At 61.8% G+C, this 23,449-nt stretch carries 22 protein-coding genes, 1 tRNA gene and 3 pseudogenes; 12 read left to right on the top strand and 14 right to left on the bottom strand.

Going from position 1 to position 23,449, the window contains the following annotated elements; genetic code table 11:
* The first annotated feature begins 3 nt into the window (after nucleotides 1-3).
* A complete protein-coding gene (locus ACSKB9_RS18030; RefSeq protein ID WP_438074628.1) occupies nucleotides 4-1,263 on the top strand; it encodes a malonyl-CoA decarboxylase in 1,260 nt (419 codons plus the stop codon).
* A 34-nt stretch (nucleotides 1,264-1,297) separates the two neighbouring features.
* Complete coding sequence (locus ACSKB9_RS18025) at nucleotides 1,298-2,077, top strand: alpha/beta fold hydrolase (protein WP_038382286.1); 780 nt, start codon at nucleotides 1,298-1,300, stop codon at nucleotides 2,075-2,077.
* A 59-nt stretch (nucleotides 2,078-2,136) separates the two neighbouring features.
* Here the strand turns inward: ACSKB9_RS18025 and ACSKB9_RS18020 are convergent, their stop codons facing one another.
* Together ACSKB9_RS18020 and ACSKB9_RS18015 are read right to left on the bottom strand one after the other, a co-directional pair.
* Nucleotides 2,137-3,357, bottom strand: a complete 1,221-nt coding sequence (locus ACSKB9_RS18020) for an OpgC family protein (RefSeq protein ID WP_438074626.1) — start codon at nucleotides 3,355-3,357, stop codon at nucleotides 2,137-2,139.
* 124 nt (nucleotides 3,358-3,481) lie between these two features.
* Nucleotides 3,482-3,664: a hypothetical protein gene (locus tag ACSKB9_RS18015; protein ID WP_438074624.1), complete on the bottom strand. Its 183-nt coding sequence runs from the start codon at nucleotides 3,662-3,664 to the stop codon at nucleotides 3,482-3,484.
* Between the two features lie 518 nt (nucleotides 3,665-4,182).
* On the opposite strand from ACSKB9_RS18015, the gene ACSKB9_RS18010 reads away from it, so the two are divergent.
* Nucleotides 4,183-5,154 carry an AraC family transcriptional regulator gene (locus ACSKB9_RS18010; protein WP_438074622.1) on the top strand — a complete coding sequence of 324 codons (972 nt, stop codon included), beginning with the start codon at nucleotides 4,183-4,185 and terminating at the stop codon, nucleotides 5,152-5,154.
* 200 nt (nucleotides 5,155-5,354) lie between these two features.
* On the opposite strand, the gene ACSKB9_RS18005 is transcribed toward ACSKB9_RS18010, so the two are convergent.
* The 3 genes from ACSKB9_RS18005 to ACSKB9_RS17995 form a co-directional block, all read right to left on the bottom strand.
* Complete coding sequence (locus ACSKB9_RS18005; RefSeq protein ID WP_028333449.1) at nucleotides 5,355-5,555, bottom strand: hypothetical protein; 201 nt, start codon at nucleotides 5,553-5,555, stop codon at nucleotides 5,355-5,357.
* A 196-nt stretch (nucleotides 5,556-5,751) separates the two neighbouring features.
* Entirely contained in the window at nucleotides 5,752-5,973 is a 222-nt protein-coding gene (locus tag ACSKB9_RS18000; protein ID WP_438074620.1) for a DUF6894 family protein, read from the bottom strand.
* Nucleotides 5,974-6,132, bottom strand: a complete 159-nt coding sequence (locus ACSKB9_RS17995; RefSeq protein WP_438074618.1) for a hypothetical protein — start codon at nucleotides 6,130-6,132, stop codon at nucleotides 5,974-5,976. It abuts the gene before it with no gap.
* A 180-nt stretch (nucleotides 6,133-6,312) separates the two neighbouring features.
* Between ACSKB9_RS17995 and ACSKB9_RS17990 the strand changes: the two genes are divergently transcribed.
* The 3 genes from ACSKB9_RS17990 (at nucleotide 6,313) to ACSKB9_RS17980 (ending at nucleotide 7,136) form a co-directional block, all read left to right on the top strand.
* On the top strand, nucleotides 6,313-6,498 hold the full coding sequence (locus ACSKB9_RS17990) for a DUF3606 domain-containing protein (RefSeq protein ID WP_028333447.1): 186 nt from the start codon (nucleotides 6,313-6,315) through the stop codon (nucleotides 6,496-6,498).
* A gap of 1 nt (nucleotide 6,499) precedes the next feature.
* A complete protein-coding gene (locus ACSKB9_RS17985; protein WP_152977920.1) occupies nucleotides 6,500-6,676 on the top strand; it encodes a DUF2934 domain-containing protein in 177 nt (58 codons plus the stop codon).
* 115 nt (nucleotides 6,677-6,791) lie between these two features.
* Complete coding sequence (locus tag ACSKB9_RS17980; protein WP_438074615.1) at nucleotides 6,792-7,136, top strand: DUF1236 domain-containing protein; 345 nt, start codon at nucleotides 6,792-6,794, stop codon at nucleotides 7,134-7,136.
* A gap of 101 nt (nucleotides 7,137-7,237) precedes the next feature.
* On the opposite strand, the gene ACSKB9_RS17975 is transcribed toward ACSKB9_RS17980, so the two are convergent.
* From ACSKB9_RS17975 to ACSKB9_RS17965, 3 genes are all read right to left on the bottom strand, one after another.
* Nucleotides 7,238-7,456: a hypothetical protein gene (locus tag ACSKB9_RS17975; RefSeq protein WP_438074613.1), complete on the bottom strand. Its 219-nt coding sequence runs from the start codon at nucleotides 7,454-7,456 to the stop codon at nucleotides 7,238-7,240.
* 461 nt (nucleotides 7,457-7,917) lie between these two features.
* Nucleotides 7,918-8,631: a flagellar hook assembly protein FlgD gene (locus tag ACSKB9_RS17970; protein WP_069276532.1), complete on the bottom strand. Its 714-nt coding sequence runs from the start codon at nucleotides 8,629-8,631 to the stop codon at nucleotides 7,918-7,920.
* A gap of 10 nt (nucleotides 8,632-8,641) precedes the next feature.
* Nucleotides 8,642-10,234 carry a flagellar hook-length control protein FliK gene (locus tag ACSKB9_RS17965; RefSeq protein ID WP_438074611.1) on the bottom strand — a complete coding sequence of 531 codons (1,593 nt, stop codon included), beginning with the start codon at nucleotides 10,232-10,234 and terminating at the stop codon, nucleotides 8,642-8,644.
* A gap of 358 nt (nucleotides 10,235-10,592) precedes the next feature.
* Here ACSKB9_RS17965 and mnmA point away from each other — a divergent pair, with 358 nt between their 5' ends.
* From mnmA to ACSKB9_RS17945, 4 genes are all read left to right on the top strand, one after another.
* Nucleotides 10,593-11,789, top strand: coding sequence for a tRNA 2-thiouridine(34) synthase MnmA (mnmA, locus tag ACSKB9_RS17960; RefSeq protein WP_438074609.1), 1,197 nt, complete (start codon nucleotides 10,593-10,595; stop codon nucleotides 11,787-11,789).
* 75 nt (nucleotides 11,790-11,864) lie between these two features.
* A complete protein-coding gene (locus tag ACSKB9_RS17955; protein WP_028333443.1) occupies nucleotides 11,865-12,503 on the top strand; it encodes a class I SAM-dependent methyltransferase in 639 nt (212 codons plus the stop codon).
* A gap of 53 nt (nucleotides 12,504-12,556) precedes the next feature.
* On the top strand, nucleotides 12,557-12,925 hold the full coding sequence (locus ACSKB9_RS17950; protein WP_438074607.1) for a hypothetical protein: 369 nt from the start codon (nucleotides 12,557-12,559) through the stop codon (nucleotides 12,923-12,925).
* 116 nt (nucleotides 12,926-13,041) lie between these two features.
* Nucleotides 13,042-13,119 (top strand) — tRNA-Met (locus ACSKB9_RS17945).
* 464 nt (nucleotides 13,120-13,583) lie between these two features.
* On the opposite strand, the gene ACSKB9_RS17940 is transcribed toward ACSKB9_RS17945, so the two are convergent.
* Nucleotides 13,584-14,141: a recombinase family protein gene (locus ACSKB9_RS17940; RefSeq protein WP_438080282.1), complete on the bottom strand. Its 558-nt coding sequence runs from the start codon at nucleotides 14,139-14,141 to the stop codon at nucleotides 13,584-13,586.
* Nucleotides 14,142-14,332: 191 nt separating this feature from the next.
* Nucleotides 14,333-14,707 (bottom strand): annotated as a pseudogene (locus ACSKB9_RS17935) (recombinase family protein); the annotation flags it as partial.
* A 1-nt stretch (nucleotide 14,708) separates the two neighbouring features.
* Between ACSKB9_RS17935 and ACSKB9_RS17930 the strand changes: the two are divergent.
* The gene (locus tag ACSKB9_RS17930; protein ID WP_438074606.1) at nucleotides 14,709-14,855 is read left to right on the top strand and encodes a hypothetical protein; all 147 of its coding nucleotides are present in this window, start codon (nucleotides 14,709-14,711) and stop codon (nucleotides 14,853-14,855) included.
* A 1,914-nt stretch (nucleotides 14,856-16,769) separates the two neighbouring features.
* Nucleotides 16,770-19,017: pseudogene (locus ACSKB9_RS17925) on the top strand (hypothetical protein).
* A gap of 587 nt (nucleotides 19,018-19,604) precedes the next feature.
* On the opposite strand, the gene ACSKB9_RS17920 reads toward ACSKB9_RS17925, so the two are convergent.
* From ACSKB9_RS17920 to ACSKB9_RS17905, 4 genes and pseudogenes are all read right to left on the bottom strand, one after another.
* Nucleotides 19,605-19,790, bottom strand: a complete 186-nt coding sequence (locus tag ACSKB9_RS17920) for a hypothetical protein (RefSeq protein WP_438074605.1) — start codon at nucleotides 19,788-19,790, stop codon at nucleotides 19,605-19,607.
* A gap of 48 nt (nucleotides 19,791-19,838) precedes the next feature.
* Nucleotides 19,839-20,501 (bottom strand): CpaD family pilus assembly lipoprotein, encoded by a 663-nt coding sequence (locus tag ACSKB9_RS17915; RefSeq protein ID WP_438074603.1) that lies wholly within the window; start codon nucleotides 20,499-20,501, stop codon nucleotides 19,839-19,841.
* Nucleotides 20,502-20,510: 9 nt separating this feature from the next.
* Nucleotides 20,511-21,930, bottom strand: a pseudogene (locus ACSKB9_RS17910) (type II and III secretion system protein family protein).
* A gap of 73 nt (nucleotides 21,931-22,003) precedes the next feature.
* Entirely contained in the window at nucleotides 22,004-22,693 is a 690-nt protein-coding gene (locus ACSKB9_RS17905) for a response regulator transcription factor (RefSeq protein WP_438074601.1), read from the bottom strand.
* Between the last annotated feature and the right edge of the window lie 756 nt (nucleotides 22,694-23,449).

Raw genomic sequence — 23,449 nt, 5'->3', positions numbered from 1 at the left:
CCCATGACCCACGCCGAGCACATCCCAGGCAGTCCACCGGCCTCACTCGACAAAGCGAGACAGCTCGCCGCGGCATTGTTGTCCGAGCGCGGCGAGGCGTCGGGCGCCCTGATCGCGCGCCAATTGCAGCAGACCATGCGCGCGCTCGATGCCGACGGCCGGCACGGCTTTCAACGCTATCTGGCGAGCGCGTTTCAGCCCGACGCGGCGGCGCTGCAGGATGCGGCGAAGCGTTATCTTGCCGACGGCACCGCGGCGGCCGCGGCCGATTTGGCCGACGCCGCGGATCCGCCGCGCCAGGAGGTGTTGCGGCGGATGAACATGGCGCCCGGCGGCACGGCGAGCCTGATCGCGATGCGCAGCGAGATCGCCGGCCGTCTCGGCCCCGAACCGGAGCTGAAGCTGCTCGATGCCGATCTCAAGCATCTGTTCGTCTCATGGTTCAATCGCGGCTTCCTCGAGCTTCGCCGCATCGACTGGCAGTCGCCGGCCGCCGTGCTCGAGAAGCTGATTGCCTATGAGGCGGTGCACGAGATCAAGGGCTGGGACGATCTGCGCCGCCGCCTTGCGCCCGACCGCCGCTGCTTTGCCTTCTTCCATCCCGCGCTGCCCGGCGAGCCGCTGATCTTCGTCGAGGTCGCGCTGGTGCAGGGATTGGCCACCGCCGTGCCACCGCTGCTGGTGCAGGATGCGGATCAAGACAGTGCAGGCCTCAGGGCCGCGCATGCCGACACCGCGATCTTCTATTCGATCTCCAACTGCCAGGATGGACTGCGCGGCGTGTCGTTCGGCAATTTCCTGATCAAGCAGGTGGTCGAGGAGCTGCAAGCGGAATTCCCGCAGCTGAAGCGCTTCTCCACGCTGTCGCCGATCCCGGGCTTCCGGCGCTGGCTCAGCCAGCGGCCACAATCCGGCGGCAACGAGGTCGCGACGCTGCGCGAGCTGGACCGCGAAGGCTGGTGGCACGACGCGGCGACCTGCGAGACCTGGCGTCCGGTCCTGATGAAGCTATGCGTGCAATATCTCACGCGCTCGCCGGCGTCAGGAAATCGCATCGATCCGGTGGCGCGCTTCCATCTCGGCAACGGTGCCCGGCTGGAGCGGATCAATTGGCTCGGCAACACGGCCGACCGCGCGATGGCGGAATCCTTCGGCATCATGGTCAACTATCTTTACGATCACGACAGCATCGAGCGTAACCACGAGGCCTTTGCACGCGTAGGAGAGATTGTCCGTTCACCGCAGGTGGACGCGCTTTTCTGATTTTCAACTCAGCATACGACAACGGAGCAGTAACATGATGATGAACAGACGCGCCTTTTCGACCGCCTTGCTCGCTGGAGCCGCGGCTTCACTGGTGTCCACGCGCGGCATGGCCGCCACCACGCCTCCGGTCAAGGCGCGCAACGTCGTGCTGGTGCACGGCCTGTTCGCCGACGGCTCCTGCTGGTCCGAGGTCATTCCGCGCCTGCAGGCCGCCGGGCTCAACGTGACGTCGGTGCAAAATCCGCTGACCACGCTGCCTGAAGCGGTCGCCTCCGCGCAGCGGGTGCTCGATCGCCAGGATGGTCCGACCGTGCTGGTCGGCCATTCCTTTTCCGGCATGATCGTCACCGAGGCCGGCGTGCATCCGAATGTCTCGGCGCTGGTCTATGTCGCGGCGCGCGCACCCGATGCGGACGAGGATTACACCGCGCTGGCCAAGACCTATCCGACGCCGCCCGCGAGCGCCGGCATCGTGTTCGACGGCGACGAGGGCCGGCTCAGCGAACAAGCGTTCCTGCGCGATTTCGCCGGCGACCTGCCGGAGGCGAAGGCGAAGGTGCTTTATGCCGTGCAGCAGCCGTTCCACAAGCAACTGCTGGCCGGCAAGACCAGCCATGCGGCCTGGCGCAGCAAGCCGAGCTACTACGCCGTCTCGACCGAAGACCGCACCATCAATCCGGATCTCGAGCGCTTCATGGCCAAGCGGATGGGCGCCACCACGATCGAGGTGAAGGCCAGCCATCTCGCGCTGATCTCGCAGCCCGACGCGATCGCCCGGCTGATCCTCGACGCCGCGCGGCAGTCGAGCTGAGCGTCGGCGCCCGCCGTGCGTGGGAGAGCATCCGCTTCTCCCGCGCACGATGGCGCGCTCTAGAGGATATGCGCGCCATGACCGTCAAGAATGCCGCGATCGCCGGCGCGCGGCACAAGGTCATGTCCGGCGGCATTGACATCCCGCGGCCGGGCGCGCTTGGTGCCGAGCGTGTTCAGCAGCGTCGCGACCACGACCATCACAAGGACACCGGCAAGACTGAGTCCGATCTGCATTGAGAGCCGGTTCGAGATGTCGAACAGGTCGCATTGGCTGGCGAGCGCCAGCAGGACGCCGAGACAATAGATCGGCAGCGAGTTCTCGCCACAACGCCTCGCGCTGCGCAGCATCGGCGTCGACAGTCCCTGCCAGCCCGGTGGAACGAGCCATGACACCACGATGGCAAGTGCCAGAAAATGCAGCAGCCGCAACGGGCTCAGATTCGACTTGTCCATCGGAAACAGCAGATCCGTCAGCGCCTGCGGCAGCAGCGGCGGCTTGATGCCGTGGCCCAGCGCAACGACGAGGCCGAACACAAGATAGAGCGCAGACAGAACCAGCGCAGGGCGCGACGTCACCCATCCCTGGATGGTCTTTCCCTCGATGACGTACCAGGCGCCCAGCACGACCGGAAGCTGCCAGGCCAGCGGGTTGAAGAACCAGACGCCGTCGGGCCAGGCAGGAATGCTCCAGCCGAAGACGTGCACCAGCGCATAAAGCGACAGCGAAAGACCGAGCGCCAGGTTCGGCGCCCGCAGCAGCAGCCACAGCAGCGGTGCGAACAACACGTGACAGATCACAAAGACTGGCAGCACGTCGGTATTGACAGGGTGGAATTGCAGGACCGCGGCGTGCGCAAGCGCTGCGCCCGGACGTTCGAACAGAACCCGCGTATTGCTGTCGTCGGCGAGGCGATCGCTGCCCGCGAGGTAGACGACGATCGCGCAGGCGAGCGTCAGCAGCAGAAAGGCGGCATAAATATCCCATCCTCGCCGCAGCGAACGGCCGATCATGCCGCGCCAGCCATCGCGCTGACGCGCCCTGCCGTAGGCCAGTGCGCAGGTGACGCCCGAGATGAACATGAAGATTTCGGCGGCATCGCAGAAGCCGTAGTTGCGCAGGGTCAGCCAGCTTCCGACGTTGTCTGGAATGTGATCGAGAAAGATCCACCACAACGCGATCCCGCGACAGACATCGATGCGCGGGTCGCGGCCGGTCGATCTGAACTCCGGCGGAGTCTCGCCGAGCAATCGCTTCGAGCTGCGGGTTCGATCGTGCATCTGTCGATCTGTCTGGCGGGCGCGCGCGGCCTCATCGGACTCAGGTCCATGAGACGCTCGGGTGCTCCGAGGCGTGCGCGTGCCGGACTAGCCTCCGGCCAACCTGTATGATTGTGCGCTCCAGCTACCCAAGGGTTGGCGGCGCTTCCGCCGGCCAGCCGCAATCACGGGGGCCGGGTGGATCGCTATCCTCCGACGGCGCCGCCTGCGCGACGTCGCCGATGGCCGGCAACAAATGCTGCTTTCGCATTTCGGCGAGGCGGGCGCGACAGTATTCACGATAAAGCATCTCGAAAATGATGGACATGATCGAACGCCTTCTTGATCACTAGGTTGACTTTCCCACGTGACAGATTTCGACCATTTCAACCGGCGGCGATAACCGACAGTGCCGCAGGCAGTCCGACGCAACCAAAATCGATATCAGTCGTTCTACTGAATGACCTGTGCGTGGCGACTTAGCCAGGAGACCGCGTACAGGGGTATGACACTGATTTGCGCTGTACTCTGCCAGGAATGTTTGAAACGGATCCGATGGCAGCAATTATAAATAGAGCGATCGCGACTGCTTCTTCTTAAAAGGGAAATTTGCCGCGATTTTCATGATGTCATTATATACGAAATATTCTGACCACCAAGTGAACCAGTTCACATCAGCATCAATCACAGGCGAACAAGACTAGCAGACCGGTAACGTGGCTTCTTGGACTCATGCGCACGGATCGGGCGAAGGCCGGTGCGTGAATCGCAAAATGCGGATACTGACTGTGGAGTGCCGCAGCATTTCATTCTGATGTTTTGTGAAGGCTGGAGGTCCCCATGCCGATGGACGCAGCCAATTTCGCATCGTATCGATTTTCGACGTGCGAGCTTCCGGAACGCATTCGTATCCCGCTCTGGCGCGAGCACTTTGGCCGATGCATCGTGCACGCCGATATCGAGCCTCTATCGAACGTTTCATTCCAAGCCGATGCGTCGCTGCGAGCGGTTCAGGGTTTGCGCATGCTGGCGCTGAAAGGCACGTCGATGCGGTTCAAGCGTTTGCAGGCGAACCTTGCCGATGGCGATGACTCCATCGGGATCATCTTCTGCTCTCCGGGCAGAGGTCAGCTATCGCAGCGCGGCCGGGACTTCGATTTTCACCTCGGCGATGCAATTGCAATTCTGCATTCCGAGCCCGCCAGCGTCACCTATATGGACGGGTTGCAATTCGGCTTGGCCGTGCCGCGCGAGGCACTTGCGCAGCGCGTGATCGACGTCGAAGGCCTGGTCATGCGGCCGATTTGGCACCGGACAGAAGCATTTCGGCTGTTCATCTCATATCTGAAGTCGGTGCTTAAGACGAAAGCGCTGAGCGCGCCGAAGCTTCGCGATACAGTCGTGACCCATATCCACGATCTCATCGCGCTCGCGATCGGCGAGTGTGCTGCGCTGGGCGAGAGCAGCGCGAGCGCCGTCGTCGCTGCGCGGCATCGTGCCATGCTCGACTACATCGCCGCACACTTTGAGGAGCCCGGGCTCAACGTTCAAACGGTTGCGCGTGGCCAGGGCATCTCGCCGCGCTATCTGCAGCGCCTGATGGCGTCATCAGGACCGTCGTTCACCGAGCGCTTGAATGAATTGCGGCTCCAGCGGGCGCTCAAATTGCTTACCGAGCCTGATGCCGGCCGTCGGCGGATTTCCGATATCGCGCTCGAGGTCGGCTTCTCCGATGTTTCATATTTCAATCGTCTGTTCCGAACCCGCTTCGGCGATTCGCCGCGCGGTGTGCGGCTCGCGCGAAAGGACTCTCACTGAGCCACGCCCCCTGATCGGCATGTGCGCGAGATGCCGCCTTTGGGGGGACCGCTCCGATGCGAAGGGCGAGGCGGGTTGAGGCCGGCTGCAAGTCTGGTTAGGTCAAAACCTGACGTTGGGGCAGGCCCGAGCCGCGAACGTCTCTCGCGGCTGTGCGCATTAGCTTATGTGAATCGAAACAACTTATGTGAATCGAAGCGCTACGGCGGCGGCTCTGCTCCGGGAGTGGCGAGCCATTGTTCGATCTGAACGGCGCGCTCGGCCTCGCGGGCCTTCTTGAGAAGTCGTTCCCGCTCGGTGCCGGGAGGCAGATGCGAAGCCCTCGCGCGGGCTGCTTCCTCAAGCTGAATGAGGCGGTATGCGAGCGTCGTGGTTTGCTTGAAGCGATTGCGGCGTTTCATGTGTGCAATTGGTGTTTCAACCCTGATGTAGGTCCGAACCGCGCTCGTCGTCGTTTGTTCCTATGAACGGCGGGCGTGGCCTGTCCTCGCCGCGTCCTTGAGAGCACCATGCGGCGGGCCGGCCAGGGAAAGCCGGACATCGGCCGTCAGCATCGGTCTGCGGGAAGCGAGCCGGGCTGAGAACGACCGTTCCTCGTCAGACGCTCGTCGAAGCCAGCGGGATGCGGAAGAGCTCGCTATCGCCCTCATCGCGAACCGAAATGAAATTGCCGTCGCGAACCATCTCCGGCTTTTCGGTCCCGATCCGGTGAGCAATGAAGCTGCCGTGATCCTGGGCGTCCTTGTCGTCGGCACAGTCGTGACCGACGACGTCGTGTGCGGGGATGTCGCCCGCGAGATGGAAGAAGTATCTGGGCATCTAGGTCAGCTTGTCCAAATTGCCGAACGGTTTCGCGCGCGGCGCGTTCTCGGCCTTCTTGATCTGCTGCGCGCCTTCCTCGGCTAGCCTGCCATCGTTGATGATCTCGGCGATGAGCTGCTTGACCCGTCCGCCGATCCTGTCTGCAATGCCTGTCATGGCTTACCTTTGTTCGTGCTGCCGCCCGCTCTGCCTCTCACGACTGAAGTATCGCTCGCGGATAATGTTCCTCCGAGGGGTGACGACCGATCCATCCAAGAAAGGAACAAATGGCCGTCCTGAAGATTGGATCGCCAGCAACGGCCGAGGCTCAGGCCGAGCGCTGACGCGAGAAGTTCAGTGACGAAGCGCCTGACCAGGAAAGAGCAGTTCGATCGATCGAAGATCAACATGCACGATCTGCTTCAGGTGAGATGCTGGACACATGCCCTCGGTGTGTCGCGCGAACAGCTGCGTAAAGCCGTCGAGAAGGTCGGTGACTCGGCCGTGACGGTTCGCAAGGAGCTCGGAATTCCCGAGGAATGACATGGCCACCGAACAGCAGATCCGGGACTACGCGCGGCAGCTCTGGGAGAAGGCCGGAAAGCCCGACGGCAGGGACAAGGAATTCCGGCACGCGGCCGAGGTCGAGCTGAATGCGGAGAGCGAAAGTCCGGACGCGCCAACGCTGGACCAGCCGAACAAGACGACCATTCCCGGATGAACGCCTTGGCGCGAGGAGCGCGCCGGCGGCGCGATTGATCGGGATCCCTCCGTTAGGAACATTGCCATTCTGTCGCGGTTCTCGAAACGCCGCATGGAGCGGTGAGGAGGACGTTATGAAAAAGCTGGTTCTGATTTCTGTTGCCGCCGTATTGGCGTCGACGGGCGCTTTTGCCCAGAGCACGATTGTCGGCACGACCGGTGCCGGACATGCCGCCACCGTGCAGATCGAGCCGCAATACCGTACGCGAATCCACAGCTATGTGACCGAACACAGGATCCGTCCCGTCGAGACGCGGGAGAGGATCGTCGTCGGCTCGCCTGTGCCGCGCGAGGTCGAGCTTGAAGCGGTGCCTGCCGATTGGGGCCCGTCGCTCACCAGATATCGCTATGTCTATACCGGCCAACGCGTGATGCTGGTCGATCCCGACACCCGTACGGTCGTGCAGGAAGTCGAGTGAGCCCGCTCTGATGGCGGGCCGCCAGCAACGGCGGCGGCCCGCGCTCAGCCGGAACGTCCGATCCGCGGGGCAAGCGCCGTTCCGTCAGCGGCCGTCGCCCGTCAGAGACCAATGCTGGCCACAGCCGCTTCCGCGACGCCCTTCGCGTCGAGGCCGCCGGTCTTGCCGATCTCGATGACCTTGCGGGCCACGATCTCGCAAAGCGGATCGTTGCGATCGACCAGGCCCATCGAATGCAGCGCCAGGCTGAACGCCCTGTTGAAGAGCTCGATTTGCTCCGGCGTGTATTCGCCCGTCTTCAGCAAGCGATTGATCGGCATTGTCGAGCCCCACAGCAAGCAGCCAAGTGACGTGGCTATAGCATGGAACCGTCGTGATCGGCAGCCGGCTTTCCCTGCTCCCTCTACAACAGAGGCGAGACGAGAAGCAAAGGCTCGGGCAAATCATGTCGCGAGAATGCGATCGTGTGACCCACAAAAACCGTGCCACACACTCAGTGTCGTCCTGGCGAAAGCCAGGACCCATTACCCCAACTCTCAATTGTTGCGCGACGCTGGGGCCACGATCCCGTTCATCACCAAATGCGGTGGTTATGGGCTTTCGCCAGGACGACGATAGAGTGTGGTACCCGCGCTGGGCGATCCAGTACGCCGCGACCTCTCGGTTCAAGCATGGAGACCTCTGGAATACTGGATCATCCGCTTTCGGAGGGATGACATTGGTGATTGTGGTGGTGCGCGGTCGCCCGCTCAACGCGCAGCTACGGATCGTGGCAGTGTGCTCAGCTCGAGCCAGTCGCCCCGCGCACCACGCGCTTGATCTTGTCGGTGGTGTAGGTCTGCCCGCCGATCGAGAGCAGCGGCGGGGAGGCGGTCAGGTCGACGGAGTCGACGACGCCCTGCACCTCGGTCGAGATGGCGATCGGGTTGCCCTTGGAATCCTTGCCGGTGGCGGTCAGCGTGTAGGTGCCGGCCGGCCATTGCGTGCCGTCGTTGCCCTTGCCATCCCAGACGAAGCTGGCGTTGCCCTGCTTCAGGCTGAAATTGCCGGAATAGGCGGTCTGGCCGGTCGAACTGGTGATCGTGATGGTGGCGCTGGTGGCTTGCGGGGACACCAGATTCCAGGTCGCGGATTTGTCGAACTGCGTCTTGCTGCCGTCGACCGCGACCGTGTTGCCGACATAGACCAGCGCCTGGGTCGACTGCGCGCTCTTCTCGATCTCGATCAGCGACTTCAGCTGATCGTTGGATTTCAGCTGCTGCTCGACGCCCGCGAACTGCACCAGCTGCTGGGTGAACTGGTTGGTGTCGAGCGGGTCGAGCGGGTTCTGGTTCTGCAACTGCGTGGTCAGCAGCGTCAGGAAGGTCTGGAAATTGTCGGCGATGCCCTGCGAGGAGGTCGTCAGGCCGCTGCCGCTGCTGCTTCCAGAGTTCGTTCCGTTGCTGGTGCCCGGTGCTGAGACGACGGGCGTCGGCATGGTTGCATCGACTGCCATGGTGAACTCCTTACACTCTGATATCGACGCCGCCGAGGGCGCCGGTTGCACGGCCGTAGGAGCGGCCCGCCGCTGCGGCGGGAACGCTGTCCTCCTCGGTGACGATCAAACGATGGGCGTTCGGATTGGACTGGCCATTGTTGTTCTGGCCCGACTGCGACTGGTCGCGCAGGCTGAACTGCAATCCGCCATTGCCGGTCGAGAGGCCGGCATTGTCGAGCGCGCGCTGCAGCTGGTTGGCGTCCTGGCGCAGCATCGACAGCGTTTCCGGACGTTCGACGGTGAGATGCGAGGTGACCTGGCCGTTGCGATCGACATCGATGCGGACATCGATGCGGCCGAGCTCGGCGGGGTCGAGCCGGATCTCGAAGCGACTCTTGCCGCTCTTGGCGGAGGCGGCGATCTGCATCGCAAGCCCGCTGAGCGGCACGGCGGCGCTTTGCGCGGCGTTGGTCACGGTCAATTGTGCGGTCGCAGACGTCGTCGTCTGGGTGGTCGCGGGTTGCGGCTGCAGTGCATTCGCTGCCTGCGCGCTGGGATCGGGTGTCGTGAGCTGGGTCTGCGCGGCCGCGTGGCCGCCGACCGCCGGCGTCGGCGCGGCATTGCCGTCGCCGTTCGCGTCAGCCTTGATGGCATCGGCGGCACCGTCTGCGGCGGCCTTTGCCTTGCCGGCAACGGCGGCCGGCTGCGCGGCGGCGGGAACGATATTGGTTGGGGCAGCCTGCGCGGTGTTGGCGCTGCCCGCGGCAGCGCCGTCCTGGTCGGCCGGCATCGTTGCTGTCGCGTCCTTCGCGGTGAGCTGTGTCTTGGCCTGCGCCGTCGTCTTGGTGGCGGGCGTTCCGGCGGCAACTGCGGCGGCGAATGTCGCATCGCCGGTCGCTGTCGCGGCGCCCGATGTCGTTGCCGCGTCGCTGGTGGTGATGATCTGCGCGTCGGTTTTGACGCCGGCCGCCTTGGCGACCTTGTCGGTGTTCGCAGTGGTGGCCGCCGCCGTCGCTGTGTCGGCGCCGGCAGGCGCGCCGCTGCCGGTAGCGGCACCAGTGCCGGCGATGACCGAGCTTGCCGCGATGGCCGCCGCCGCGATCGCGAGCGGTGCGGCCGGTTGGTCCGACGGCGCGGTGGCCGCCGGTGTCGGGGCAGTCGCCGGTGTCGCGGCAACGGGAGCAATCACGGCATTCACGGTTGCCGCACCGGGATCCTGCTGCGCAGCGGCCTGCGTCGCGTCCGGCTTGTCACTGGTCGATTTCGCATCGGAGCTCGATTTCGAGTCGTCCGATTTCGATTTCGACTTGGTCTTGGACGGCGCGTCGCTGTCGACCTTGTTGTCGTCGCGCGAACTGCCGGAATCCCGCGACGTCCTGTCGGGGCCCGTGCTGGTGTCGCGGGGGCGTGCGTCGGTCGTCGAGGGCGGATCGTCGGACCGCCGCGAGGGCGCCGGCTGGGAGTTGTAGCGGCTGCTGTCGTTTGCGGACGCAGTGTTGCTGTCGACCAGCGCGGCAAAGCCGTCGTTCCCCGCCTGCGAAGCGGGATCGGGCCGCGACGACCGCTGCGTCGCGCCCTGAAAAGACCGGCCTGCCAATGCTTCCGACGTGACGCTCACCACTGCCAACCCTCGCAAATGAGACTTCCGGCGTTTTGTCAGCAAGGAGTGGGCCAACCATCGGGTGTAGAAAATAATGAGTTATTTCAGTTGGTTATGAATGGCACTCGCAGGCTGGAACGGGTTCCCGACGAGTCTCCTTTTTGCCCGGCGGCAAGATTTGCCGTCCAGGCGCGGCACGGCACGGCTTCCGCGGATTGCCTCACCGGAATACGGCCTATATTAAAGGTGGCCTCCAACGCGTCCGAACCGACCGAACCGGCCTTGGATGTGTTCTAAGGCTCTCTGGACAAAAGGCTTTTTCCAATATCGTCGCGGAGCGTCTAAGCTCGCCGCGACAGTGACCAATGACCGCTTAAAGATGCTCAACAGTCTGGATCTCGAAGGCCGCCCTGAAGACACACGGATCGTCGTTGCCATGTCCGGCGGCGTCGACTCGTCGGCGACGGCTGCGCTGTTGAAGTCGCAGGGTTACGACGTGGTCGGGATCACGCTGCAGCTCTACGACCATGGCGCCGCGACCCATCGCAAGGGCGCCTGCTGCGCCGGCCGCGACATCCACGATGCGCGCAATGTCGCCGAGCGAATCGGCATCCCGCATTACGTGCTCGACTACGAAAGCCGCTTCAAGCAATCGGTGATCGACAATTTCGCCGACAGCTACGCGCTCGGCGAGACGCCGGTGCCGTGCATCGAGTGCAACCGTTCGGTCAAGTTTCGCGATCTGCTCGCGACTGCGCGCGAGCTCGGCGCGCAGGCGCTCGCCACCGGCCACTATGTCGCCTCGCGGCGGCTTGCCGACGGATCGCGCTCGCTGGTCTGTGCCGCGGATGCCGATCGCGACCAGAGCTATTTCCTGTTCGCGACCACGCGCGAGCAGCTCGACTTCCTGCGCTTCCCGCTCGGCGACATGACCAAGCCGCAGACCCGCGAGCTGGCGCGCCGCTTCGATCTCGAGGTCGCCGACAAGCAGGACAGCCAGGACATCTGCTTCGTGCCGACCGGCCGCTACACCGATATCATCGGACGGCTGAAGCCGAATGCGATCGCGCCGGGCGACATCGTCGATCTCGACGGTCATGTGATCGGTCAGCACCAGGGCATCGTTCATTTCACCGTCGGCCAGCGCAAGGGTCTCGGCATTGCCTCCGGCAGCCCGCTCTATGTGGTCAAGCTCGATGCGGCGACGCGGCGTGTCGTGGTCGGGCCGCGCGAGGCACTGCGGATGGATCGTATCGCGCTGCGCGACGTCAACTGGATCGGCGACGGCGCGCTGGATCGCGTGATCGGCGAGGGCATCGAGATCTATGTCCGCGTGCGTTCGACGCGCGCGCCGCAGCCGGCGTGGTTGCGCGCCGTCGATGGCGGCTATGAGGTCGAGCTCGTCGCCGGCGAGGAGGGCGTGTCGCCCGGCCAGGCCTGCGTGTTCTACGACGCGGCCTCCGGGCAGGCGCGTGTGCTCGGCGGCGGCTTCATCAGAAGTGCAAGCGCCAGCCGCGCAATGCGGGCCGCGACGCAGGACGTGTTGGCGCCGCTTGCGGAAGCGGTTCGCGGATAGCGCATGATCCGGAAAAGTGGGAACCGGTTTTTCGAAGCGATCATGCGCAAACAAAGCTGAATTCGGGGCAGGGGAATGGCTGGGGACATCGACCGCGAAGGGGTCGAAAAGGCGTATGGCCGCTGGGCACCGATCTACGATCTGGTGTTCGGCAAGGTGTTCGATCAGGGCCGTCAGTCGACGATCGCGGAAGCCGACCGGATCGGCGGCCGCGTGCTCGACGTCGGCGTCGGCACCGGGCTCTCGCTGTCGGAATACAAGCGCACCACAAAACTATGCGGCGTCGATATTTCCGAGCCGATGCTGCGGCGGGCGCTGAAGCGCGTGCGCACGCAGGGCCTCAGCAATGTCGAGGCGCTGGCGGTGATGGACGCCAAGAATCTCGCATTTCCGGATGCGTTCTTCGACGCGGTGGTCGCGCAATATGTCATCACCGCGGTGCCGGATCCCGAGGCGACGCTCGACGATTTCATCCGCGTGCTGAAGCCCGGCGGCGAGCTGATCCTGGTCAATCACATCGGCGCCGAGAGCGGCCCCCGCCGCGTCTTCGAGCTTGCCTTCGCGCCGCTGGCACGGCGGCTCGGCTGGCGTCCGGAGTTTCCGTGGGAGCGGCTGACCAATTGGGCGGCGAAGCATGGCGGGGTCAGCCTTGCGGAGCGCCGGCCGATGCCGCCGATGGGGCATTTCTCGCTGATCCGCTTCCGCAAATCGTGAAATTACGGCGATTTTGACCGGGAACATCGGTGCACCGTCACGGTTTTCTCGTCATGAGGATCAATCGAACACTCGCTTTTTCCTGTGTGCTGATGCTGGCACCCGCTGTTGCCGCGGCGCAGGCGCCGCCGACATCAGCCACGCCGCCGGCACAGACCGCGCCGCCGGCGCCGCAGCGCGCCGCAGCGAATTGCGCGCCGCAGCAGCAGCCGTCGCATCCCGGCGCGCCGGCTCCCGAGGGAACCACCACCGGGCAGAGCAGCCAGCCGCTGGGCGACAAGCTCGCCAAATCCGACGGGGTGTTGTGCCCGCCGGCCGGGGTCGATCCCGAAATGCGTGCGCCGACCCCACCAGGCGGCAACACGCCGGTGATTCCACCGCCCGGCAGCCCCGGCGGCGACCCATCGGTGAGGCCGAAATAGCCTCTGCCTGCAATAAGTTGCTGCCCCGTCCGGGTTTGCTTGACAGGCGCGCATGCCACTCTTTATATGCCGCGCGTTCGCACCCGCGGCTCACCAGCCGCCGATGGCGAGCCCATGGCGGGGTAGCTCAGCTGGTTAGAGCACGGGAATCATAATCCTGGGGTCGGGGGTTCGAGTTCCCTCCCCCGCTACCATGTATGACCCACTATTGCGGTGAGCCTGCGGAAAGGCGTCCCCGCCGATTAGCGCGGCGAGCTTACCTTTCACCTCGACCTCGAACCCTTCCCGTGGTCCCTTCGGGTGGACCGTGACGCTGTGCACAAGCGCCCGAAAGTCGTCGACCAGGGAACCTCGGTCGTCCTTCGCCTCGGTGTGGCCGGCCATTGTCTCCGCAAGTGCGTTCACCGTGATTATGTAGCGGTCCAGAGTCGCTGGATGGAGCGCGACGGGGACTGGAGCTTCTTCGAGTGCGGCTAGTTCGGCCTCGACGCGCAATCGCTCTTCCTTCAGCTCCCCAATTCTTTGCTTGGCGTCCTCCTCCGAAATTACGTAATTGATCACGAGATCAATGTTGCGCTGGCGCTCCCCTTCGATCCGATCACGTTTTGCTTCCAGTCGCGCGCGCACTGCGACTGCGTCCCCGGCAAGCCGTTCCCGTTCACTGTTGTAGTTGCGGACATAAGTCTCGATCAGCTGCGGGTCTTTCAGTTCTTCCGCCATGCCGCTGAGCACAAGTCTTTCGATGTCGCGCAGGTAGATGATCCTTCGATTCGAACAACTCCCGCTCTCGCGAACCGCCGAACAGCGAATCCTGCGTCTTTCCAGTCTTGTCACGGTCATGAACCGACATCCCCGATCCGCAACAACCGCAGCGAAGGAGACCGGAGAGGAGGTGCGGTGCCCGTCGCTTCACGTGGCTGGCCAAGTGGCTCTTCTCGGTTTTCAGAGCGTGAGCCTGCTCCCAAACGGACTGTTCGACGATGCGCAGCTGAGGCGCCTCAATGCTCTGCCACTCATCACGAGGGTTCGGACGAGACAGCCGCTTGCCGGTGTCAGGATCCTTGACCATCCGGACTTTGTTCCAAACGATCCGCCCGGCATAGAGTTCGTTGAAGATGAGCCCAGCACCACGTTCGGCGTTCCCATTGATCGTCGACGCGTTCCATAGCCGGCCTCGCGGCGGAAGAACGTTTTCTCGGTTGAGATCGTGTGCGATGTCCCGCGGCGTTCGTCCCCGGCATAGGCCGTGAAAATACGCCGGACGATCGCAGCTTCGTCTTCGACGATTTCGAGTTCGCCGGCTTTGCCGGGAATGGCTCGATATCCGTAGGCGCGTCCCCCGGCGTGTCGACCGTCGCGTATCACACCGGCCATGCCGCGACGGACCTTCTTCGCTCCGTCTTCGCGCTGCATCTGTCCAACGAGGCCGCGAATTCCAATCAAGATCGAGTCCGCCGTGCCGTCATGAACGGCTTGGATTTCGATGCCTTGGAACGATAACCTTTTGTGGATGCCGGCTAGGTCTTCCATGTCACGAGAAAGCCGATCCAACGCTTCCACAATGACAACGGTGAAACGTTGTTGGCGCGCCGCATCCATAAGCTGCATCAAGCCATCGCGGCCGAATACAGAGGCTCCAGAACGAGCCTTGTCCTCGAAGGTCGCAACGACGTTGAGTTGATGACGGGCCGCATAGGCCCTACACAGAGCAACCTGATCTTCAGTCGACTTTTCGTTTTGAAGCTCGGTCGAGAACCGAGCATAAACTGCTGCGGACTTCATTTTGAACACCACCACTGATGCGCTTCTCGCTGGCGGCGTCAATATGAGTTTTCATCAGCCGCTCATTCTCGAAGAGATGATCGCGCCTCGCATCGGCGATTGCAAGGGCTTCAACGAATTTGACCAAGGCACGATCTATTCCAGGTGAGTTTACACACCGTGGTGCATGATGAAGAACTTCCTTCGCTTTCGCACGCTTCATAACGCCAGGATGCTGCAAGCGGTTCAAGAAGGGTAGGTTTCTTAGACATCGATCGCAGAATTGGATATGATCGAAAGAAAAATCGATAGATTATCGGGAGCGTAGAGATCTGAGCAGGCGTTATTGCTTTCGCAGATAACAGGTTCAGCAATCCCCGCAACCACACCGTCATGAGCAACGGGTAACGAGCAGCTTCGTTGATTTTGCTGCTTTGTCCTTTGAGTCCGATCGCATTCGTTGCATTTTGGCCGGGTCGTTTCTGGTGCGGTCCGTGGTCATTTGTTGAAACGGTAGGCGTTGCACGCGCGCACCAGCCGAGTGGCCGGGTCTCCTTGAGCCTGACGCGATGTGCTCCGCCGGGCTCACGACCTGGCTATCGGTCTCCGAAGCTGTGTAGCCTTAATGCGCGATGAACCGGTTGAACCGGCCAGGGTCAGGCGCACGTACCAGCGCGGCCTTTTCGCCAGCCATAGCGTTCGCGCGGCACGGCGGCCTAGTTTCGCCCAGGATAGGGAACTAAGCGGCTCGGTGCCGTCCATAACACTTGCCGATGGCCCGCCCGGAGGTGCCGTGCCTTCTGTAGTCATGGCTCTTCGGGCCGACCGGGCCGCATCAGGAGGACCGCGATCAGCGCCAGAGGTGGACTTCTCATCCATACACAGCACGATGCCGTGTCCCCTCGAACGGCCTGCACTCCAAGACTGACTTCAGGCTGATACCAACTAGTAGCTCTGCACAGTGATTATGACTCTTTGGAAGTGTCGAGATTGGCGAGGCCTAAATCGGTGCAGGACTAGTCTGTCATGAACATGCATTGGATGCGGGAGCTTGCTGCATTCGCTCTGGCTTCCAAAGCGGCGATTTCGTGGCGCGGCTGCTTTGGGATTGTCGATCCTGCGATCGAGCCCCTGTCCCCGCAAGACTCGGCCGAGATCGGTTGACGTGCCTCGCCCATGTGTTGCACCGGGTATCTTCGAAGCACACCATCGGACCTTGCGATCAGACCTTGCGATCGGACCTCGTCGTAAAGGCCGAGCAAGTCTTACATGAGGGCGACGTACTCACCATCCACCGGCGGGACCGATGCCTCGACCCGATGGTGGCTAGTTGGTTCAGACACAGGATCTCTTCGCCCACTGATCCCTGTACTCAGCGACATCAACCGCATTGTTATTGCCTACCCGCTACGCGCACCCACTGGCGCCAACTAACTGGCGCCAACTGCTTGAAGCGCGCGCACACATTTTCGCCGATAACTGGTCTCAAAGGTTGAGCCAACGATGGGAGGCAATCAGCATTGGTTCAGACAGAAAGAAGCGTAGTCGAGCACATGCTCGCATCATTGACAATCAGCGCGCTGCGGAATCGGGTCGCCCCCACTCAGGAAGAGGTGATGCATCATTTGAAACTCGCTTACGAAAGAGCGGGCCTCGTCCCCACGCAGGCATCTACGATCCGAATATTGCAGCGTGCCTTACTTCAGATCAATGAGGCTGAGACGATGCTGGAGTTCATAGACCGGGGCGAAGAGCTGCCGCACTGAGTTGACGAATGATGTTCCTTGACGCTCATCGCAATCACTCGATCTGAGGTGACGGAAGGTGTCAACTGGTGGTGTGAGCTCGCGCGGTCTGACGAGCCGATCGCCATGCCAAGGAAACGGTGAGTCTTTACGCCTCGCACCGACCGCTGCGCTATCACTGGTGGTCGGAAGTCTACGGGGACCATTTATCCATGCGGAGTTTCACTTCACCGGGATGTAGATTTTTTGTGCATCCGGTAGTTACTTTTCGTCAGCTAGTTGTCAGCCAGGCAGCCTATCTCGAAAGGCCTCGCACTATCGCCTGTACGGAGGTGGAAATGACTGGCACTGGCCGACTTGGCAAATCGCAGGTTGGCGCTGCTAGAGCCGACAGCACATGGGGATCGAGCAGTTCGCGCTCGGATGCTGGTCTTGCCGCGGGGGAGGGCAGCCAATTATTCGATTCCGTCGTGGAGCGGATGCGCGCTCGGAGTCACGATGGAGCCGTGCCGGTCACTAGCCAGCCGACAACTTCGAGTATGGCAGTCCTCACTGCCTCGACAGGCGACGAGATCGAAGCAGCAAAACGACAAATGGACGGCCTACTTGAGGAACTTGCCACTTGCCGGAATGCGGCCACGCTGCCGAACTCGTCGGAGGCGCAAGAGCTGATCGACCGGCTCGTCGAGGCAGGCTCAAAAGTACTGAACTACTATGCAAGCCTGTCCAAGCATGTGGCGCGTCGCGTTCTGTCCGACGATCGGGCTCGCCGAATCCGCGACGAAGCACTCCATGCGGCGGAGCAATGCAACATATTGGCTACCCCGGCCATCTACGCCTTGGAGCAGAGCAGGAAGAGTGCGGTCACCGTGCTCGACCGGATGCGCCGATCCAACGCTACTTCCGATCAGCTGAGCCGAGCGAGTTCCAGTGTGGCGGACCGCTATGAGGCCTGCATGAAGTGGTGGGAAAAGAAGGCATTGCGCTCGGAACGAATGCAGTCCGTCTGCGCGGCTACTGCGAACCTACCAAGTACAACGGCCGAGATGCGGCAGACTGAGGAGGCCGCACTGCGGCTGCACACAGGCTGGGCACTCTATACGAAATGCATGCATCTGGGATCACGGATCGCTCTCGCCCAGGTCATGATCGAGCCGCAGGCGAGCACGGTCGAACCAGCCATGAGGGAAATCCTCATGGCTGAGGACGGTCACGTGCGGCTGCTGGGAACCTTCAAAGCGGACGTTATTCCGGCATTCCACTCGACGGCCGACGCTGTTCTAAACGGCAAAGGACGCGCACTCGATGCAGAGCACTGCGGCGTTCTCGAAGGAGTCATGGAGCGGCTTTCGGAATTTGCGTCGGCGTTACACGACATCGGTGCCAAGCTAAGTGATGGCGGAACAGGTGCCTGCCTCCCATTGGAAATGTTGGGCCAGATCGTAGAAAGCGCGTGGGTTACCGCGCACGAGGTCATGCGCTTCCTTGCCTTGCAGCCGAAGACGGCGGTCATCAGTGCACCGCCGGCCGACGCTGGGGCTGCGACACCGGCCGACACCAGCGGCGAGGCTGCGCCTGAAAGCGCGACAGTGCGCAGGAAGGGGAAAGGCAAACGCACGCCGGCCGCTAGCGCCGGGATTTCGTCGGCCGAGCGGCCGCAGCCGCAAGTCGCTACGCCTCCGGCAGCCAAGGTTCTCGTGCTTTCGGATCTAGGTACGAAGAAGCTTGTAAGCGCAGAGGAGGCGCATGCGGCAGCCTCATCGTCGGCGACGGCACGCTTGGCGATCTGGCAAGCCCCGCCCTCGATAGAGGGACTAACGCGAACTCCTCAAGCGATTGGACGAACTTTTGCAATTCGATCTGCCCGGTCAGCAAAGGACCGCCGCCCAAGTACGCCAGATGAAACCCGAGGACGCCGACCACGTCGTGGAAACCGTGGTCGCGCGCTTGCGGACGCAGGCTACGGAGATGGAGGCATGTGTGGGCGCGTTGGAGGCGCCTCGTCGGCGCGGCCTGCTCACGCCTGCCCAAGTGCGCGAAGTGCACGACAAGATAGTCCGGCTCAATGTGATGTGCTCCGAAGCGCAGGGGCTGGCCAAGTCTTTGAATGAGCGAAAGGCGACAACTCGGATTGATTGCATGAAGACCTACGCCTTCCCCTCACAGAAGTACCTTGAACACTTGCGGGCGATCGAGGAATTGGCGGTTGCCGATTTACCGCGCCCCTTAAAGGGTGAACCAGGGGCGCTGTTCGAGATCAAGCTGCAGCCCAGCGCGTTCCACAATGGTGCAATGCCGAGTCCGATGTGGGTGCACATTCATACGAAACGGCCGGTACATGCGTGGCAGTTGGCGGTGCTGGATGACGCAGACTTCGCCGCTTGCCACGTCAAGTCCAATGAACAGCGCGGCTACAATCGGCAGTGGCAGAGCGCCCGCGCAGCGACAGGTCACGAGAATGTCGTGATCCACCGGGGCCAGCTAACACCTGCGTTCTGTAAGTCTTTGTTGACCACAGTGCTCCCACGCTATCCCCTTGGTGAGGCGGAGCATCTGGTGGACCAAGCAGCCCGACACTTAACGTAGCTGGGCTTCTCACGTGAGTCGCGATCGCGCTGATATCATCATTCAGACGTTCGAATCTGGAGCCGGCGGTTCGTAATAGGTCGACTTGGCGACCCAAACCGTCGCTACCATAGCCGCGCTCCGATCACCTCGGGCCTATATCCGCGGCCAGGTTCCTGGCACGCGGGTGAAAGCGCGCCAGGAAGGCTCCGCCGCCATCATCCAGACGCATCGCCCGCCAGCGCCTCCTAGGCGACGGCATGGAGATCGAATCCAACACCAAGCGGGCGACTCGGCCGAAACCATCGCCAGCCAAAGCGGCGGTCCGACTTGGGCGACCATTGCCACGCTTCTGCAGACGGCAATAACGAGGGTCGGTTCGCAGGCCCGCGCAATTCCGACGGCGGTACTGGCCAATGGTGGACCGGTCTTCTCCTCTGAGTCGATGACATCGAATTCGAGAACATCGATCGCAAAGGCCTGAAGTGTATCGCTTCTTTGCGTTCTCTCGTCGAACTCGGCAAGACTTTGGTCAAGGTCCTCCGTCTTGTTCGTTGTTGATCGACGGTAAAGGCAGGCTCATCCGCAGGTTTGCGGAATGGCCTGCTTCATTTCCTCTTCATTGAAGTAGAACTGTTGATCGGCCAGTGGTGATTTTCATCGGCCGATTGACCGACATCCCCCGTCCAGTTCTGGTAGTTTTTGCGCGGCATGCCATCACTGAAGCTGAGATCAAAATTCAAAACGCGCTCGGCATTCGAATCTGTGGCAAAACACTTCTTGCCGAGGGCCAAGTCTAATTCCTTGTGGGGGCCTCGCACTGCGGGTGACGGATGTTGGCGCTATCGAGAGGGTTGCACGGCCTGGGTGCCGGCTGACGTGGGATCTGACGACACCTTGTTGTTAGCCGTGTTCAAGTTGCTGTTGTTACCCGTCGAAAAGGTTTTGTATGTGGCAACCGGAATGGCCGCACGATTGCCATCACCGGCGACAACGGCTTGGTTGTCAAGCAAGTCGTGCGGATCGTTGACCATGACGGCCAGGTTGTTGCGGATCGAACAGCCGAGCGTCGGATCGAAAGAATTGTCGTTCACTGAAGGGCCGATGATCGAAATCGACGGACAGACGGGAGGGCGCGCCTCATACGTAATCGCCTCGATTCGCGCGGCAAAACCATCGCGCCTGTCAACGACTGGGCCGTTTAGGCGGATATTGTAAGCGTCGATGCCCATTGCGCGGGCCTCATGGGCTATCTGCGCTCCGAGCCGGGGCGAGGCGGCGATGTCGAGGTGGAGCGCGTCGCGCCGACCGCGACTGGTACGCGCGATGAAATCCCACAGGCGCCGCCGTTCGGTCCCTCGAAGGCTCTGTAGCAGTAAAACATTCCTCTCCTGTTGAATCAGGACCGCCTGCGCGTCCGGCTCGACATAGGTCGGCGCCGTGCTTGTGCAGCCACCTAGACTGGCCGTCAGAGCGATTAGGCTGCCCACAATTCGTGGTATCATTGTCGATCCTCATTCGATGATGTGGCCGGCACCCCGTGCGCGCTTGGTACGCTGGTCGAGGGAGCGCCGTGGCCACGCGGGCGAGTTGCCAACGTGTTCGTCAGACTGCGTCCCAAGTCTGAGGGCGGCGCGATGCGGTCGGTAGGGGCACTCATCTGTCTCGTGTTCGATCCGGGCCGCACGACGTAGGGGGTGACGATAATTACGAGTTCCGTCTCCTCCTTTTGAAAAGAGGATGAGCGAAACAGCGCACCAAGAATCGGCACGTCACCCAGCCAAGGGAAAGTCGTGATATCCGTGTTGAAGTTACGGCGGATTAGCCCGCCGATTGCAAAGCTTTGGCCGCTAGCGAGCTCGACGACCGTGTTGGCACGCCGAGTGGAGAGTGCCGGCACGGAGATGCCGTTGATGGTAACAGCGCCTTGCGCCGATAGTTCGCTGACTTCAGGCTTTACGCGGATGTTAATCTGATTGTTGCTAAGAACGGTCGGCACAAACTCCAGGCTGACGCCGAAGTGGCGGAATTCGACGGAGACCTGGCGATTGTCCTGCAAGACCGGGATAGGAAATTCGCCGCCGGCCAGGAAGCTGGCGGATTCACCGGACATTGCGGTGAGGTTCGGTTCAGCGAGAACTGAGGCAAGGCGCTCGTGGGCCAGCGCATCGAGTACAGCGCTGACGTTGACGCCCCCGGAGTTGATCCGATCTTTGCCGTACCGCCGCCCTGGGCCGCGCCGTTGCCACCACCACTGCCACTGATCAAGCCGAGCGTGAAAGGGCCAGCTTGACCGGAAGCGGAGAGGTTGACGCCGAGCTCTTTCATGGCGCTGCGGGAGACCTCCGCCACGCGCACGCTCAGATTAACCTGCAATGACCCAGCTACCTGGATCTTGTTGACGACGAGGGCGCCTGTACCGAGAAATTGCTCAGTGACTTTCATCGCGCTATCGACGATCTCCGCATTGGGCGCCGTACCGCTCAGGATGGCGCCGCGCGGGCTGTAACTGACCTGGATCGGATAGTCGCCGACCTGGGCTTTTAGCGTGGCACGCAGGTCCTCGATCGGCTGCGTGACAACGACACGCAATTCAGCTAGCGCTTCCCCGCTTTCGTTCAGTGCGAACAAGCTGGTTCGCCCGGATTTTTTGCCAAAAACAAAGATGGTCTTGTTCGAAGGCGCCTGATAGTCCGCGATCGCAGGATCAGCGACAAAGATGCTCGCAGCTGGCGCGGTCAGATGAATTGTCTTACCGAGCGACGAGGAAAGGGTCAGCGTACCGCTGATGCTCTCAGGAGCCGCACGCGGCGGTGCCCCTCCATCATCCCGTTTGATCTGAGCTACGGCAGCAGACGGGTATAGCAGAACGACCACGCACAGGAGCTGCGAAAGACAAGCAAGCAAGCCGGACGAAACGGCTTTGGTGGCGATCGGTCCCCGATTGACGCCAGCATGCTTATCAAGCCCGAGTTTCAAGATGGTCGTTTCTCTCAAGTTCAATCGACTACGCGGCCGACGCCGCACATTTCAATTCAAGGACGTAGCCGATCCCGCGCGTAGTTTTGATCCATAATGTCGCGCCGGACCGACTTAAATGACCGCGTAAACGATAGATTCCGACCTCAAGCGCATTGGTTGAGACTTCGTTGTCAAATGCATAGAGGCTGTCCTCCAACGACGAGCGCGCCACGGTGCGCCCTGCGCGGCTGAGCAGATGTTCAAGAATGCACACCTCGCGGCGCGCGATCCTCAGCGGCCGACCATTAACGTAGGCCTGCCGACCGATCGGATCGAATCTTAGATTGCCAAAAGCAACGACGGGCGCCGTCATTTGCGTTGATCGGCGCAATGTGGCTCGCATCCGCGCGATGAGTTCATCGGGAGACACGGGTTTGGGCAGGAAGTCGTCCGCACCGCCATTGAAGATCGCAATACGCCTGCCGAGCTCGTTACAGCTGCTCATTATCAGGGCAGGCATCGAATGTCCGTCGCGTCTCAACTGTTTCAGCCAATCCAATCCGTTTCCATCCGGAAGAACCAACTCGAGCAGGAGAATGTCATAGCTGGCGCAACCAAAAGCGGCGGCTGCCTCATCGAGAGTGCACGCTACGTCAACGGCAAAACCGCAATCCGAGAGCGCTTCGTGTACAATGCGCACTGGGTCCGTTTCATGATCAACCAGTAGCGTTCGCATTCATCACCTCTTCTCAAGTCGTGCCAATAACACTCAGAAAAAGTCACCCTAGAACATGACCCGAGTGAAATTGAGCGGTCCCCGCTTGCACGTAAATGTTGGCAGCCGGAATGGACTAAGCAGAGCCGTACTGGCCAATCGACACCTGATCCGGCACATTGCGCGCTCAACTCCTATTCCCGATGCCTGTGGCTCGCGTGCAGCGTGATGACGTCCAATCTGGATTGGCTGCAGGGGCATAGGCCGCGATCAATCAAATGTATCGACAAGCTTGGCGGCACCTCGTCCATCGCCACGACAATTTTGGAAGTTGTTATCGACATTGTGAGTTATGTTTGCGAGAAACACATGGGTTGGTGAAATCGATTGTTTGGATGAAATGCATTCACATGGCGGATCGATAACAAGGCGATTCTGTGGTCTGGACTAGATCGACCGATCGCTGATCCCCGACCGTTGTTGCACAGCCTCGGATTTAATGGCTAACGAGCCGATAGGCATTTGCATCACCGCGTTCCCACCGTGAGAGGTTGCGCTGCAGACCGTTCGAACAGGAGGTCGGTGGCGGCGAGCCTTCCGCCTGCTCATGCAGACGAGTCGGGATCGCCCGAGTATAGGCTTCTATCTCCGAAATATTTTCAGGATGATCATCGCGCGGATCGATTTTGGCCCCCTCTCAAGGCTGAAACAGGGGTTCGATTCCCCTAGGGAGCGCCAGCGATTTCAATTGGTTAGATTATCCTTCACGGGATTCTA

Source organism: Bradyrhizobium sp. BR 1433 (assembly GCF_051547665.1).
In the GTDB taxonomy this organism is placed as follows: Bacteria; Pseudomonadota; Alphaproteobacteria; order Rhizobiales; family Xanthobacteraceae; genus Bradyrhizobium; species Bradyrhizobium australafricanum.
The sequence above is the reverse complement of the archived record's forward strand: the minus strand, read 5'-3'. Positions and strand labels throughout refer to the sequence as shown.